This window comes from Cupriavidus phytohabitans (genome assembly GCF_017815025.1).
Classification (GTDB): domain Bacteria; phylum Pseudomonadota; class Gammaproteobacteria; order Burkholderiales; family Burkholderiaceae; genus Cupriavidus.
The window spans coordinates 1-1,395 of sequence record NZ_JAGIQB010000186.1; the positions used below are offsets into that span (position 1 = coordinate 1).

A 1,395-nucleotide genomic window follows, 5' to 3' on the forward strand; every position below is an offset into this window, starting at 1 on the left:
GCTGCTCGATCCGGGCACCCCGTTCCTGGAGCTGTCGCAGCTCGCCGCCTACGACATGTATGACGATGCCGCGCCGGGCGCGGGCATCATCACCGGCATCGGCCGCGTGGCCGGGCAGGAATGCGTGATCGTCTGCAACGACGCCACCGTCAAGGGCGGCACGTATTACCCGATGACGGTCAAGAAGCATGTGCGCGCGCAGGAGATCGCTGAGGAAAACAACCTGCCGTGCATCTACCTGGTCGATTCCGGCGGCGCCAACCTGCCCAACCAGGACGACGTGTTCCCCGACCGCGACCACTTCGGCCGCATCTTCTACAACCAGGCCAACCTGTCCAAGCAGGGCATCCCGCAGATCGCCGTGGTGATGGGCTCGTGCACGGCGGGCGGCGCCTACGTGCCGGCGATGAGCGACGAGTCGATCATCGTCAAGAACCAGGGCACCATCTTCCTGGGTGGCCCGCCGCTGGTGAAGGCCGCCACCGGCGAGGAAGTCAGCGCCGAGGACCTGGGCGGCGCAGATGTGCATACGCGCCTGTCCGGCGTGGCCGACTACTTCGCGCAGAACGACCACCACGCGCTGAGCCTGGCGCGCAATATCGTGCAGCACCTGAACCGCCGCAAGCCGGACCAGATCCGCCTGCACGAGCCGGTCGAGCCGCTGTACCCGGTGGAGGAGCTGTATGGCGTGATCCCCACCGACACGCGCAAGCCCTACGACGTGCGCGAGGTGATCGCGCGCATCGTCGACGGCTCCGAGTTCGACGAGTTCAAGGCGCGCTACGGCACCACACTGGTATGCGGCTTCGCGCGCATCTGGGGCTATCCGGTCGGCATCGTCGCCAACAACGGCATCCTGTTTTCCGAGTCGGCGCTCAAGGGCGCGCACTTCATCGAGCTGTGCTGCCAGCGCAAGATCCCGCTGGTGTTCCTGCAGAACATCACTGGCTTCATGGTGGGGCGCAAGTACGAGAACGAAGGCATCGCCCGCAACGGCGCCAAGATGGTGACCGCGGTGGCGACCGCGCAGGTGCCCAAGTTCACGGTGATCATCGGCGGCTCGTTCGGGGCCGGCAACTATGGCATGTGCGGCCGTGCGTATTCGCCGCGCTTCCTGTGGATGTGGCCGAACGCGCGCATCTCGGTGATGGGCGGCGAGCAGGCCGCGAGCGTGCTGGCGACGGTGCGCCGCGATGGCATCGAGGCCAGGGGCGGCAAGTGGAGCGCGGAGGAAGAGGATGCCTTCAAGCAGCCGATCCGCGACCAGTACGAGCACCAGGGCCACCCGTACTACGCCAGCGCGCGGCTGTGGGACGACGGCGTGATCGATCCCGCGCAGACGCGCACGGTGCTGGGGCTGGGCCTGTCGGCCAGCCTGAACGCGCCGATCGAGGA

1 protein-coding gene is annotated in these 1,395 nt (G+C 67.2%); it reads left to right on the forward strand.

The features are described 5' to 3' along the window. Positions 1-1,395: carboxyl transferase domain-containing protein (locus tag J8I34_RS34010; RefSeq protein WP_209808560.1), on the forward strand; the 1,395-nt coding region annotated here is incomplete at both ends.